The following is a 12,624-nucleotide window of genomic DNA, read 5'->3' as shown; positions in this document are numbered from 1 at the left end:
TGGCACGGTGCCGGATCCGCAGAGCTCGTCGTCGCATGCCGCACAGATCTCGCCGTTCGTCGAACTCGATCGCTCCGACTGGGCGGCGCTCGCGCCATCGATGCCGTCGCCGCTGGCCGAGACCGAGCTCGTCAAGCTCCGCGGCCTGGGCGAGCCCCTCGACCCGACCGAGGTCGCCGAGGTCTACCTGCCACTCAGCCGCCTGCTGAACCTGTACGTCGGCGGCACGAAGTCGCTGCACAAGGTGACGAGCGAGTTCCTGCGCGAGCGGTTCGAGTCGACGCCGTTCGTGATCGGCGTCGCCGGGTCGGTCGCGGTCGGCAAGTCGACGATCGCCCGCCTCCTGCGCGAGCTCCTCGCGCGGTGGGAGCACACCCCCCGGGTCGAGCTCGTCACGACCGACGGCTTCCTCTTCCCGAACGCCGAGCTCGAGCGTCGCGGGCTCATGGCCCGCAAGGGCTTCCCAGAGTCGTACGACCGGCGCGCGCTGCTGCGCTTCGTGAGCGAGGTGAAGGCGGGCGCAGCCGAGGTGCGGGCTCCCTTCTATTCGCACCTCGCGTACGACATCGTGCCCGACGCCCAGGTCACGGTGCGCCGTCCCGACGTGCTCATCGTCGAGGGCCTCAACGTGCTGCAGCCCCCGGGGCCCGGGCACCGCCTCGCGGTCAGCGACCTCTTCGACTTCACGATCTACGTCGACGCGCGCACGAGCGACATCGCCCGCTGGTACGAAGAGCGGTTCCTGAAGCTGCAGCGCGGTGCGTTCGCGAACCCGCGCTCGTACTTCCATCGCTACGCCTCGCTCTCCGAGGACGAGGCGCGGCATCGGGCGCGCGAGATCTGGCACTCGATCAACGAGCCGAATCTGCTGCAGAACATCAGGCCGACGCGCTCGCGGGCCTCGCTCGTGCTGCGCAAGAGCGCCGACCACACCGTGTCGAGCGTGCTGCTGCGCAAGCTCTGAGTCCCTGGAACGGCGATCGCCCGCCTCCATCCGGAAGCGGGCGATCGAGGGAAGCGTTCGTGGCTACAGTGCGAGCTCGGCCTCGACGACGCCGGCGAGCGTCGCCGCGTGTCGCTCGGCGACCGACTGCTCGGCCGCCTCGACCATGACGCGCACCATGGGCTCGGTTCCCGACGGCCGCAGCAGGACGCGGCCCGAGTCGCCGAGCTCGGCCTCGGCGGCCTTGACCGCCGCCGCGATGCCGTCGTTCGCGCCGAGCGCGTGATGGTCGACCCCGCGAACGTTCACGAGGACCTGCGGGTACACCGTCATGACCGAGGCGAGCTCGGCGAGCGACTTGCCCGTGCGCGCCATCTCGGCCGCCAGGTGGAGGCCCGTCAGCACGCCGTCGCCGGTCGTGGCGAACTCGCTCATGATGACGTGGCCCGACTGCTCGCCGCCGAGCGCGAAGCCGCCCTCGCCGAGCGCCTCGAGCACGTACCGGTCGCCGACCTTGGTCTCGACGATGCGGATGCCGTGTTCGGCCATCGCCCGCTTGAGCCCGAGATTCGACATCACGGTGACGACGAGCGTGTCGTCGGTCAGATGGCCGCGCTCCTTCATCGAGAGCGCGAGGATCGCCATGATGCGGTCGCCGTCGACGACCTCGCCGTCGGCGTCGACCGCCAGGCAGCGGTCGGCGTCGCCGTCGTGGGCGATGCCGAGGTCGGCGCCGTGTTCGAGGACGGCCGCCTGCAGCTGCTCGAGGTGGGTCGACCCGACGCCGTCGTTGATGTTCATGCCGTCGGGGTCGGCCCCGATGACGATGACCTCCGCGCCGGCGTCCTTGAAGGTCTCGGGCGAGACGCCCGCCGCTGCGCCGTGGGCGCAGTCGAGCACGACCTTGATGCCGTCGAGGCGGTTCGGCAGCGTGCCGAGCAGGTGCACGACGTAGCGGTCCTCGGCGTCGGAGAAGCGGCGGATGCGGCCGACGCCGTCGCCGACCGGTGCGAGCTTCTGCTTGCCGAGGTACGACTCGATGCGATCTTCGACCTCGTCGGGCAGCTTCGTGCCGCCGAACGAGAAGAACTTGATGCCGTTGTCGGGCGCCGGGTTGTGCGACGCCGAGATCATCACGCCGAAGTCGGCCCTGATCGAGTCGATGAGGAAGGCGGTCGCGGGCGTCGGGATGACCCCGGCGTCGAGCACGTCGACGCCGGAGCTCGCGAGGCCCGCGCAGACCGCGGCGGTGAGGAACTCACCGGAGACGCGGGGGTCGCGTGCGACGACGGCGACGGGACGCCTGCCCGCCGCACGGTTCTCGTCGGCGTGACGACCCTGCGTGAGGACGGCCGCAGCCGCCTGCGACAGGCCCAGGGCCAGGTCAGCCGTGAGTTCACGGTTGGCCAGGCCCCGGACCCCGTCGGTTCCGAAAAGCCGAGGCATACGGAAAGGCTCGCCGAAGCTTTAGCGCTTCGAGAACTGGGGAGCCTTGCGGGCCTTCTTGAGACCGGCCTTCTTGCGCTCGATGACGCGGGCGTCGCGCGTGAGGAAGCCGGCCTTCTTGAGGGTCGGGCGGTTGTTCTCGCGGTCGATCTCGTTGAGCGCACGAGCGATCGCGAGGCGCAGCGCGCCGGCCTGGCCCGAGGGGCCGCCGCCGGTGATGCGGGCGATCACGTCGTACGAGCCGGTGAGCTCGAGCACCGTGAACGGGTCGGTGATGAGCTGCTGGTGCAGCTTGTTCGGGAAGTAGTCCGCGAACTCGCGGCCGTTCACCGTGATGGTGCCGGCGCCCGGGACGACGCGCACGCGGGCGATGGCCTGCTTGCGGCGGCCGACGGCCGCACCCGAGACGTTGAGGACGGGGCGGGGGGTGGCCGGAGCTGCCGCCGGGGCGCTCTCGGTCGTGTAGCTCTCAGGAGCCTGGTCGATCTGGTCTGCGATCTTCGCCATGGTGGTTGTGAATCCTTAGTTCGAGAAGGTCGAGTGCGCCGGGCTTACTGGGCGACCTGGGTGAGGGTGTACGGCTTCGGCTGCTGAGCCGCGTGCGGGTGCTCCGGGCCGGCGTAGACCTTCAGCTTCTTGAGCTGCTGACGGCCGAGCGAGTTCTTCGGGAGCATGCCGCGGATCGCCTTCTCGACGGCGCGGACGGGGTTCTTCTCGAGGAGCTCGGCGTAGCCGACCGCCTTGAGGCCGCCCGGGTAGCCCGAGTGGCGGTACGCCTTCTTCTGCTCGAGCTTCTGGCCGGTGAGGGCCACCTTGTCGGCGTTCACGATGATGACGAAGTCACCGGTGTCGACGTGGTTCGCGAAGATCGGCTTGTGCTTGCCGCGCAGCAGGGCTGCGGAGTGGCTGGCGAGACGACCGAGGACGATGTCGGTCGCGTCGATGACGACCCAGTCGCGCTGGATCTCGTTCGACTTCGGGGTGTAGGTGCGCGTCACGGAAGTGCTGCTTTCTGATCGAGTGAGGGGTTCGTGAATCCCACTCCGTGGGGTGTTCGTGCGCGATGCGCGCGAACGCCTCGGTGGAGGGCTCAACATCGGGTGCCGACGCAGTGTTCGGCACCAAAGGGAGAGCTTACCAGCTTCGGCCCGTGTTGCAGAATCCGGGCTACTCGACGAGATCGGGGATGCCGCTCACGTGCAGTTCGCGCCGGGCCCTGGTCTGCGCGGCCCGTGCCTCGAGCTCGTGGTCGTCGGGGTAGCCGACCTCGGTCAGCACGAGTCCCTTCGCAGGCATCACCTTGAACGCGCTCGTGCGTTCGGCTGCGGCGAGGAGGCGCTCCGGGTCGTCGTCGGCGAGCTTGCCCTCCCCCACGGCGACGCACGCGCCGACGAGGGCGCGCACCATCGAGTGGCAGAACGCGTCGGCCTGCAGCGTGGCGACGAGCACGCCGTCCTCGCCCCGCCGCCAGCCGTACCGCTGCAGCGTGCGGATCGTCGTCGCCTCCTCGCGCGGCTTGCAGAAGGCCGCGAAGTCGTGGAGACCGAGCAGACGGCTCGCGGCGCGGTGCATCGCGTCGACGTCGAGCTCGCGGGGGTGCCAGACCGTGCGGTTCCGGGCGAGCGGATCGCGCCGCGCCGCGGCATCGGCGATGCGGTACTCGTAGCGGCGCCAGACCGCCGAGAAGCGCGCATCGAAGCCGGCGGGGGCGAGCGCGGCGTCGGTGACCACGACGTCGGCCTCCCCCGCACCGAGGATGCCGGTGACGCGTCGCAGCAGCACCGCGGCCGGGTCGGCCGCCCGGCCGCTCGAGGCGTCGCCCCGCCGGGGCCGGGTGACCGCGGCGAGCGCGTCGGCCGGCACGTCGAGGTGGGCGACCTGGCCGAGCGCGTGCACGCCCGCGTCGGTGCGGCCGGCGACGGTGAGCCGCGGTGCGACGTGCTCTCGGCGGAAGAGCGTCGCGAGCGCGACCTCGACGGTGCCCTGCACGGTGCGCAGGCCCGGTTGGCGGCTCCAGCCCTTGAAGGCGGTGCCGTCGTACGCGATGTCGAGCCGGATGCGCACCACGTCGACCGTCGCGGGCGGTGTCGTGCCTGCGGCATCCGTCTCGTTCATGACCTTCAGCCTACGGGCGCGACGCCGCCGTGCAGGCGGCGAGTCGCGTGCGCCCTGCGGATCGCCGACGATGCTCATGGCACCGACGCGAACGGGCCCCTGTGCGCTGTGCACAGGGGCCCGTTCGGGGTGGGACGCGAGGCTTACTTGGCCTCGGCCGCCTCAGCCTCTTCGGCGGGAGCCTCGGTCGACTCCTCCGACGCCTCGGCGCCGGCGGCCTCGTCGACCGCGGCCTCGGCCTCGGTCACGACCTCGTCGGCAGCCGTCTCGTCGGCGGCGGGCGCCTCGTCGGCGACCGGCGCGGCAGCGGGCTTCGCGGCGCGCTGCTTCTTCACGACCGGCTCGAGCACGAGCTCGATGACCGCCATGGGCGCGTTGTCGCCCTTGCGGTTGCCGATCTTCGTGATGCGGGTGTAGCCGCCCTCACGGTCGGCGACCTGCGGGGCGATGACCGCGAACAGCTCGTGCACGACGGCCTTGTCGCCGATCACGGCGAGCACGCGACGGCGGGCGTGCAGGTCGCCGCGCTTCGCGAAGGTGATGAGGCGCTCGGCGAGCGGGCGGAGCCGCTTGGCCTTGGTCTCGGTGGTGGTGATGCTCTTGTGCGTGAAGAGCGCAGCCGCGAGGTTCGCGAGCAGGAGTCGCTCGTGCGCGGGTCCGCCTCCGAGGCGGGGGCCCTTGGTGGGCTTCGGCATGGTTCGTTATCTCCAGGTAGTGAGGGGGTCGGGCAGCCGCAGTGGCTTAGTTCTCGTCGTCGAAGCCCGTGTAGAAGTGGGCGCCGTCGAAGCCGGGAACCGAGTCCTTCAGCGACAGGCCCATCTCGGTGAGCTTGTCCTTGACCTCGTCGACCGACTTCTGGCCGAAGTTGCGGATGTTCATGAGCTGCGACTCGCTGAGGGCGACGAGCTCCGACACCGTGTTGATGCCCTCGCGCTTCAGGCAGTTGTAGCTGCGCACCGACAGGTCGAGGTCCTCGATCGGGATCGAGAGCTCGCTCGAGAGCACGGCGTCGACCGGCGCGGGGCCGATCTCGATGCCCTCTGCCGCGGTGTTGAGCTCGCGGGCGAGGCCGAACAGCTCGGTGAGCGTGCGACCGGCCGAGGCGATGGCGTCGCGCGGCGAGATCGCCGGCTTCGTCTCGACGTCGACCACGAGGCGGTCGAAGTCGGTGCGCTCACCGGCACGGGTGGCCTCGACGCGGTAGGTGACCTTGAGCACCGGCGAGTAGATCGAGTCGACCGGGATCTGGCCGGCCTCCGAGTACTCGTTGCGGTTCTGCGAGGCCGAGACGTAGCCGCGGCCGCGCTCGATCGTGAGCTCGAGCTCGAACTTCGCCGAGTCGTTGAGCGTCGCGATGACGAGCTCGGGGTTGTGCACCTCGACACCGGCCGGAGCCGAGATGTCGGCGGCGGTGACCTCACCGGCGCCCTGCTTGCGGAGGTACGCGGTGATGGGCTCGTCGTGCTCGCTGGAGACGACCAGGTTCTTGATGTTGAGGATGATCTCGGTGACGTCCTCCTTCACACCCGGAACCGTCGAGAACTCGTGCAGCACGCCGTCGATGCGGATGCTCGTCACGGCCGCGCCGGGGATCGAGGAGAGGAGGGTACGGCGAAGCGAGTTGCCGAGGGTGTAACCGAAGCCCGGCTCGAGGGGCTCGATCACGAAACGCGAACGGAACTCCGAGATGTTCTCTTCGGTGAGCGTCGGGCGCTGTGCGATCAGCACTGTTGATTCCTTTCGGCAGGGTGTCCGCTATATGACACCTGCGAGGTCGAGGATCTTGAGTTGTGAGAGAACGGATGCCGCGTGGCCGGCCGGAACCGTGGTTCCGGCCGACCCGCGGCGTGGAGAACTAGACGCGGCGGCGCTTCGGGGGGCGGCAGCCGTTGTGCGCCTGCGGCGTCACGTCGTTGATGCTGCCGACCTCGAGGCCTGCGGCCTGGAGCGAGCGGATCGCGGTCTCACGGCCCGAGCCGGGGCCCTTGACGAACACGTCGACCTTCTTCATGCCGTGCTCCTGCGCCTGGCGCGCGGCCGACTCTGCGGCGAGCTGCGCGGCGAACGGGGTCGACTTGCGCGAGCCCTTGAAGCCGACGCCGCCCGAGGAGGCCCAGCTGATCACGGCACCGTTGGTGTCGGTGATCGAGACGATCGTGTTGTTGAACGTCGACTTGATGTGGGCCTGGCCCACGGCGATGTTCTTCTTTTCCTTCTTGCGCGGCTTGCGAGTAGCCGCCTTGGGTGCTGCCATGTGTGAAATCTCCTAGATCTGGCGACGAGCGGTTACTTGCGGCCGGGCTTCTTCTTGCCGGCGACGGTGCGCTTCGGGCCCTTGCGGGTGCGAGCGTTGGTCTTGGTGCGCTGACCGCGGACCGGGAGGCCGCGGCGGTGGCGCAGACCCTCGTACGAGCCGATCTCGACCTTGCGGCGGATGTCGGCGGCCACCTCGCGGCGGAGGTCGCCCTCGACCTTGAAGTTGCCCTCGATGTAGTCACGAAGGGCGACGAGCTGGTCGTCGGTGAGGTCCTTCACGCGGATGTTGCCGTCGATGCCGGTCTCCGCGAGGGTCGTCAGCGCGCGAGTGCGGCCGACGCCGTAGATGTACGTCAGTGCGATCTCCACGCGCTTCTCGCGCGGGATGTCGACTCCTGCCAGACGTGCCATGTGTTGGCTTCTCCTGTTTCGAAGTGGAGGTGTGGAGCACTGCCGGTGCCCGGGCCTCCGTCCCGAGGTGTCCCCGTCCCGGTGATCGAGCAGGTCGCGAAGCGACCGTATCGAGCTCCCGGCAACGGTTCTGGCAGTGCCGATTCGTATTCAGTTGTGTGCTGCGGGGCGCGCACGCGGCGCGCCCCGGCGTCGAGCGACTAGCCCTGGCGCTGCTTGTGGCGCGGGTTCTCGCAGATGACCATCACGCGGCCGTGGCGGCGGATGACCTTGCACTTGTCGCAGATCTTCTTGACGCTGGGGTTGACCTTCACAGTGGTTCCTCTTGGTTCGCTGTCCTCGTGCCCGCGGGGTGCCGCGGGCCGTTACTTTCCGGCAGCCCTTACTTGTAGCGGTAGACGATGCGGCCGCGGGTCAGGTCGTACGGGCTCAGCTCCACGATCACGCGGTCCTCGGGGAGGATGCGGATGTAGTGCTGGCGCATCTTTCCTGAGATGTGCGCGAGTACCTTGTGACCGTTGGTCAACTCGACCCGGAACATCGCGTTCGGGAGAGCCTCGATGACCGAGCCTTCGATCTCGATGACGCCGTCTTTCTTGGCCATAGCCTCACTATCGCTTGGAGTTGGGGATGCTGGTCGTGCGATGATGCTGCACACGCGATGCTCGGGCGACCGCATCCCGGCCGTGAGGTCGGGTCGTCGGGCACGCCGAGACAGGCGGACAGAACACCAAGGGTCAACTTTAGGACATTTCCGGCGGTTTCGCCAGTCGAGCCGCTCTCGGACGTCGGGACGCGGTCAGTCCTGCACGAATGCGGCCTCGTCGGCGGCCGCGGCACGCGCGGTCGCGGCATCCTCGGCGGCCGACGCAGCGCGGGCGATGCGTCGCGCGTCCGACGCGGTGACCTTCGCGAGACCGGCACGGACGCCGGCCAGCGCCGACGCCGACATCGAGAGGCTCGTCACCCCGAGTCCGACGAGCACGACCGCGAGCAACGGGTCGGCCGCGGCCTCGCCGCACACGCCGACCGGGCGCCCGAGCGCGGCGCCGGCGTCGCCCACCTCCGCGACCAGCCGGAGCACGGCCGGATGCCACGGGTCCTGGAGCTCGGCCGCCCCCGCGAGCTCGCGGTCGGCGGCCATCGTGTACTGGGTCAGGTCGTTGGTGCCGATCGACGCGAAGTCGACGGCCGCGAGCACGTGGCGCGCGGTGAGCGCCGCGGCGGGCACCTCGATCATGACGCCGGCCGACGGGAGGCCCGCCTCACGCACGAGTGCCGCGAAGTAGCGCGCCTCCTCGGCGGTCGCGACCATCGGGGCCATGACCCTGAGGTCGACCGGATGCCGCGCGGCGGCGTCCGCGAGGGCCGCGAGCTGGTCGCGCAGCACGGGCTCGGCACGTCGCAGGGCGCGGATGCCGCGCACCCCGAGCGCGGGATTCTCCTCGTGGCGTACCCCGAGGAACGCGAGCGGCTTGTCGGCGCCGGCGTCGAGCACCCGCACGGTGACCGGGCGTCCGGCGAACGCGGTGAACAGCTGCTCGTACGCACCCTGCTGCTCGCTCCGCGACGGAGCGTCGTCGGCGTCGAGGAAGAGGAACTCGGTCCTGAAGAGCCCGACGCCCTCGGCACCGAGCGCGACCGCGTCGGCGGCACCGGCGGGATCGCCCAGGTTGGCATAGAGCGGCACCGGCGTCCCGTCGGCCAGTCGTCCGGGTGCGCTCGGCTCTGCGGCCTCCGCGGCGAGCCGTGCGCGCCGCTCCGAGACCGCGGCGATCGCGGTGGCGTCGGGCTCGCGCACGACGCGCCCGGCGTCGGCGTCGACGATGACCGTCTCGCCCTCGACGAGCCAGGTCGCCGCCGCGGCACCCACCACGGCGACGAGCGCCTTCTCCCGCGCCAGGATGGCGGTGTGCGAGGTCGGACCGCCCTCGACGGTCACGATCGCGAGCACCTCGTCGAGGTCGAGCGTCGCGGTGTCGGCCGGCGCGAGGTCGTGGGCGACGAGCACGAACGGGTGGCCCGGGTGCGGCACGCCGGGGGCGGTGACGCCGCGGAGCACCGCGATGACGCGCTGCGCGAGGTCGTCGAGGTCCGACGCGCGGCCGGCGACGTACCCGCCCATGCCGGCGAGCAAGTCGCGGTAGGCGGCGAACGCCTCGAACACGGCGCGTTCGGCCGTCACGCCCGAGTCGAGGCGCTCGGAGACGCCGGCCCGCGCGGCGGGGTCCTCGAGGATGAGCGCCTGCGCCTCGAGGACGTCGTGCGCCGCGCCGTCGAGCCCCGCGGCGCGCCGACGGAGCTCCGCGGCGACGGCCGCCGCCGCGGACTCGGCACGGGCGAGTTCCGCGTCCCGCCCGATCGCGCTCGGCACGGAATCGGGCTCGGGCTGCGGTGCGGCCATCCAGGCGACAGGGCCGACGGCGACGCCTCGACCGATGCCCGTTCCGATGACCTCCACCTGCGCACCCCCGGTCCGAGTCGTCGGGGACACCCGCGGATGCTCCCCCGATCACCCTATCCCCCGCCACGTTCGGCGGGGGCGGAACGCGGATCAGACGATCGGCACCGGAGCGATGCCGTACGGCGCGAGCCCCGCGGCACCGCCGTCCTCGGCGGTGAGCACCCAGATGCCGCCCGCGTGCACGGCGACGCTGTGCTCCCAGTGCGCCGCGTCGGCGCCGTCGGCGGTGGTCACCGTCCAGTCGTCGTCACGAACGAAGGTGTCGACCGCGCCGGCGACGATCATCGGTTCGATCGCGACGACGAGCCCAGGCTTGACGGCGGGCCCCCTGCGGTCGACCCGGTAGTTGAACACGGGCGGCTCCTCGTGCATCTGACGCCCGATGCCGTGGCCGACGTAGTCGGTGAGGATGCCGTACTCGCCCTGCCCGTTCACGTACTCCTCGATCGCAGCGCCGACCTCGTTGAGGTGGGAGGCCCGCGCGAGGGTCGCGATGCCGTGCCAGAGCGCCGTCTCGGTCACGCGCGAGAGCTCCTCGCGCGCGGCGACGATCTCGGGTCTCGACGGATCGGGGATGACGAGGCTGAAGGCCGAGTCGCCGTTCCAGCCGTCGACGTCGGCTCCGCCGTCGACCGACACGAGGTCACCGGCGCGGAACGGCCGGTCGCCCGGGATGCCGTGCACGACGTCGTCGTTCACCGACACGCAGAGCGTGTGGCGATAGCCGGGCACGAGCTTGAAGTTCGAGCGGCCGCCGGCGGCGACGATCGCCTGCTCCGCGGCGGCATCGAGCTCGAGGCCCGTCGCACCGGGGACGAGACGGCGTCGCGCCTCGGCGAGTGCCCCAGCGGTGGCTCGCCCGGCCGCGACCATCGCACGGAGGTCGGCGGGCGACTTGTAGATGGAGCGGCGGAACACGCGATCAGGCCGCGGCGCCGGGGTGGCGCGGAGCGAGGCCCCGGGCCGCGAGCGCCTCGAAGATGCGCGACGTGACGTCGGCGAGCGTGCCGACGCCGTCGATGCGCACGACGAGTCCACGCGCCCGGTACACGTCGAGGATCGGCGCCGTCTCGCGCTCATAGATCGCGAGACGGTTGGCGATGACCTCTTCGGTGTCGTCGGTGCGCCCCTGCTCGACCGCTCGCTGGTGGATGCGGCGGATCGACTCGTCGCGCGGGACCTCGAGCTCGATCACGGCGTCGAGCGATTCGCCGCGCGAGGCGAGGAACGCGTCGAGGTCGTCGACCTGGCCCCGGTTGCGCGGGTAGCCGTCGAGGAGGAATCCGGTCGCGGCATCCGCCTGCTCGAGCCGGTCGCGCACGAGCTCGCTCGTGAGCGCGTCGGGCACCAGGTCGCCCGCCTCGATGATGGCCTGCACCCGCTTGCCGAGCTCGGTGCCGCCGGCGACGTTCGCGCGGAAGATGTCACCGGTGGCCACCTGGGGCACCCCGAACGCCGCCGCGACGAGCACGCCCTGGGTCCCCTTGCCGGAGCCCTGCGGGCCGACGATCAGGAGGCGGGCGGAGCTGCCGGCGGCTGCGTCGTTCGTGGAGCCGGGGGTCATCGGAGAAGTCCTTCGTAGTGGCGCTGCTGGAGCTGGGCGTCGATCTGCTTGACCGTCTCGAGGCCGACACCGACGATGATGAGGATCGACGCGCCGCCGAACGGGAAGTTCTGGTTCGCCCCGACCATCGAGAACGCGATGAGCGGGATGAGCGCGATGAGGCCCAGGTAGATCGAGCCCGGCGCGGTGATGCGCGTGAGCACGTAGTCGAGGTACTCGGCGGTCGGGCGGCCGGCGCGGATACCGGGGATGAAGCCGCCGTACTTCTTCATGTTCTCCGACACCTCGTCGGGGTTGAAGGTGATCGCCACGTAGAAGTAGGTGAACCCGACGATGAGCAGGAAGTACAGGAGCATGTAGAGCGGGTGGTCGCCCTTGGTCAGGTAGTTCGTGATCCAGACGACCCAGGCCTGCGGGTCCTCGCCCTGCTTGGCCTGGTTGAACTGGGCGATGAGCGCCGGCAGGTAGAGCAGCGAAGAGGCGAAGATGACGGGCACGACACCGGCCATGTTGACCTTGATCGGGATGTACGTGTTGTTGCCGCCGTACGTACGCCGGCCCACCATGCGCTTGGCGTACTGCACGGGGATGCGCCGCTGGGACTGCTCGACGAACACGACCGCCACGACGATCGCGAGGCCCACGAGGATCACGATCGCGAAGACGTCCCAGCCGCGCGCGATGCCGATGGCCCAGAGCGAGCCGGGGAACTGCGCGGCGATCGACGTGAAGATGAGCAGCGACATGCCGTTGCCGATGCCGCGCTCGGTGATGAGCTCGCCCATCCACATGATGAGGCCGGTACCGGCGGTCATGGTGATGACCATGAGCAGGATCGCGTACCACGCGTCATTCGTGATGAGCGCCGAGCAGGCCGGGTCGGCCGTCGGGAAGAGCGCACCCGAGCGGGCGACCGTGATGAGCGTCGTCGACTGGAGGACGCCGAGCGCGATCGTGAGGTAACGGGTGTACTGCGTGAGCTTCGCCTGGCCCGCCTGGCCCTCCTTGTAGAGGGTCTCGAAGTGGGGGATCACGACGCGCAGCAGCTGCACGATGATCGACGCGGTGATGTACGGCATGATGCCGAGCGCGAAGACCGAGAGCTGCAGCAGGGCGCCGCCCGAGAAGAGGTTGACGAGGTCGTAGAGCCCCGTCGCGCCCGCGGCGGCGTTGGCCGCGAGACACTGCTGCACGTTGCCGAAGTCGACGAACGGCGCGGGGATGAAGGATCCGAGCCGGAACAGGGCCACGATGCCCAGCGTGAACCCGAGCTTGCGGCGAAGATCCGGCGTGCGGAAGATCCGCCCGATGGCGTTGAACACTCGTCCTCCTGTAGCTCCGCGCTGTGCGCCGGTGCGGCGCGCGGAGTTGAATGGTTATACGACTCGAGCCAGTCGAGACCCCGCTTATCCTACGCGAGGTCCC

The 12,624-nt window shown here is 70.4% G+C and carries 15 protein-coding genes; 1 reads left to right on the top strand and 14 read right to left on the bottom strand.

Annotated elements, in window-relative coordinates:
• Nucleotides 1–7: 7 nt before the first annotated feature.
• Entirely contained in the window at nt 8–964 is a 957-nt protein-coding gene (coaA, locus tag MUN74_RS13455) for a type I pantothenate kinase (RefSeq protein ID WP_244852841.1), read from the top strand.
• Between the two features lie 63 nt (nt 965–1,027).
• On the opposite strand, the gene glmM is transcribed toward coaA, so the two are convergent.
• The 14 genes from glmM to secY all read right to left on the bottom strand — a co-directional run bounded on the left by glmM (nt 1,028) and on the right by secY (nt 12,521).
• A complete protein-coding gene (gene glmM / locus MUN74_RS13450) occupies nt 1,028–2,389 on the bottom strand; it encodes a phosphoglucosamine mutase (protein ID WP_244852840.1) in 1,362 nt (453 codons plus the stop codon).
• Between the two features lie 21 nt (nt 2,390–2,410).
• On the bottom strand, nt 2,411–2,896 hold the full coding sequence (rpsI, locus tag MUN74_RS13445; protein ID WP_148733841.1) for a 30S ribosomal protein S9: 486 nt from the start codon (nt 2,894–2,896) through the stop codon (nt 2,411–2,413).
• Nucleotides 2,897–2,940: 44 nt separating this feature from the next.
• Nucleotides 2,941–3,387: a 50S ribosomal protein L13 gene (gene rplM, locus MUN74_RS13440; protein ID WP_056734989.1), complete on the bottom strand. Its 447-nt coding sequence runs from the start codon at nt 3,385–3,387 to the stop codon at nt 2,941–2,943.
• A 169-nt stretch (nt 3,388–3,556) separates the two neighbouring features.
• Nucleotides 3,557–4,504 carry a tRNA pseudouridine(38-40) synthase TruA gene (gene truA / locus MUN74_RS13435; RefSeq protein WP_244852838.1) on the bottom strand — a complete coding sequence of 316 codons (948 nt, stop codon included), beginning with the start codon at nt 4,502–4,504 and terminating at the stop codon, nt 3,557–3,559.
• Between the two features lie 143 nt (nt 4,505–4,647).
• Nucleotides 4,648–5,199: a 50S ribosomal protein L17 gene (rplQ, locus tag MUN74_RS13430; protein ID WP_244852836.1), complete on the bottom strand. Its 552-nt coding sequence runs from the start codon at nt 5,197–5,199 to the stop codon at nt 4,648–4,650.
• 46 nt (nt 5,200–5,245) lie between these two features.
• Nucleotides 5,246–6,232 (bottom strand): DNA-directed RNA polymerase subunit alpha, encoded by a 987-nt coding sequence (locus MUN74_RS13425; RefSeq protein ID WP_204395444.1) that lies wholly within the window; start codon nt 6,230–6,232, stop codon nt 5,246–5,248.
• Nucleotides 6,233–6,359: 127 nt separating this feature from the next.
• The gene (gene rpsK, locus MUN74_RS13420; RefSeq protein WP_022889749.1) at nt 6,360–6,758 is read right to left on the bottom strand and encodes a 30S ribosomal protein S11; all 399 of its coding nucleotides are present in this window, start codon (nt 6,756–6,758) and stop codon (nt 6,360–6,362) included.
• Between the two features lie 32 nt (nt 6,759–6,790).
• Nucleotides 6,791–7,171 carry a 30S ribosomal protein S13 gene (gene rpsM, locus MUN74_RS13415; RefSeq protein WP_231430112.1) on the bottom strand — a complete coding sequence of 127 codons (381 nt, stop codon included), beginning with the start codon at nt 7,169–7,171 and terminating at the stop codon, nt 6,791–6,793.
• Between the two features lie 200 nt (nt 7,172–7,371).
• The gene (gene rpmJ, locus MUN74_RS13410) at nt 7,372–7,485 is read right to left on the bottom strand and encodes a 50S ribosomal protein L36 (RefSeq protein ID WP_008361054.1); all 114 of its coding nucleotides are present in this window, start codon (nt 7,483–7,485) and stop codon (nt 7,372–7,374) included.
• Between the two features lie 68 nt (nt 7,486–7,553).
• Nucleotides 7,554–7,775, bottom strand: coding sequence for a translation initiation factor IF-1 (gene infA / locus MUN74_RS13405; RefSeq protein ID WP_011186713.1), 222 nt, complete (start codon nt 7,773–7,775; stop codon nt 7,554–7,556).
• Between the two features lie 195 nt (nt 7,776–7,970).
• Nucleotides 7,971–9,575: a phosphoenolpyruvate--protein phosphotransferase gene (ptsP, locus tag MUN74_RS13400; RefSeq protein WP_244856455.1), complete on the bottom strand. Its 1,605-nt coding sequence runs from the start codon at nt 9,573–9,575 to the stop codon at nt 7,971–7,973.
• Between the two features lie 150 nt (nt 9,576–9,725).
• Nucleotides 9,726–10,508 carry a type I methionyl aminopeptidase gene (gene map, locus MUN74_RS13395; protein WP_244856454.1) on the bottom strand — a complete coding sequence of 261 codons (783 nt, stop codon included), beginning with the start codon at nt 10,506–10,508 and terminating at the stop codon, nt 9,726–9,728.
• 49 nt (nt 10,509–10,557) lie between these two features.
• Nucleotides 10,558–11,199 (bottom strand): adenylate kinase, encoded by a 642-nt coding sequence (locus tag MUN74_RS13390; RefSeq protein WP_244852835.1) that lies wholly within the window; start codon nt 11,197–11,199, stop codon nt 10,558–10,560.
• The gene (gene secY / locus MUN74_RS13385; RefSeq protein WP_244852833.1) at nt 11,196–12,521 is read right to left on the bottom strand and encodes a preprotein translocase subunit SecY; all 1,326 of its coding nucleotides are present in this window, start codon (nt 12,519–12,521) and stop codon (nt 11,196–11,198) included. The genes MUN74_RS13390 and secY overlap by 4 nt, the downstream gene beginning before the upstream one ends.
• Nucleotides 12,522–12,624 lie beyond the last annotated feature (103 nt).

Origin of the sequence: Agromyces sp. H17E-10, assembly GCF_022919715.1 — a bacterium.
GTDB lineage: Bacteria > Actinomycetota > Actinomycetes > Actinomycetales > Microbacteriaceae > Agromyces.
This window is presented reverse-complemented; position numbering and strand designations above follow the sequence as displayed.